This is a genomic window from Ochrobactrum sp. SFR4, assembly GCF_019730395.1.
Taxonomy (GTDB): Bacteria; Pseudomonadota; Alphaproteobacteria; order Rhizobiales; family Rhizobiaceae; genus Pseudochrobactrum.
The window spans coordinates 1-265 of sequence record NZ_JAAPBB010000872.1 but is presented as its reverse complement, the minus strand read 5'-3'; the positions used below and the strand labels follow the sequence as shown (position 1 = coordinate 265).

General features: G+C 40.4%; 1 protein-coding gene. It reads right to left on the bottom strand.

Features of this window, described 5'->3' with window-relative positions; all coding sequences use genetic code 11:
• Positions 1-223 (bottom strand): type IV secretory system conjugative DNA transfer family protein (locus tag HBA93_RS21575; protein WP_286202126.1); only part of this gene is annotated, 223 nt, incomplete at its 3' end.
• Positions 224-265: the final 42 nt, after the last annotated feature.

Genomic DNA, 265 nt, shown 5'->3' with positions numbered 1-265 from the left:
AATTCTGCTTTGCTTTTAGCGGATTATGATTACTAACTAAAAGCAAGAGATCATCAGCCTTCATGCCCATAATCTGTTCGGGAGTCATCAGTTTCTGGCGTTGCTCGGAATATGATAAATCATTCCCTTCGCTTAAAGTCTTTCCCTCTTTTACTTGCTGAGCCAAAACCGTGATTTCTCCAAAATGACGGGATACCCATTCAGCCGTTTCAATATCATTCAAATTAAAAGCACGCTTGGTTATGCAGGACCCAAAAATAGAACG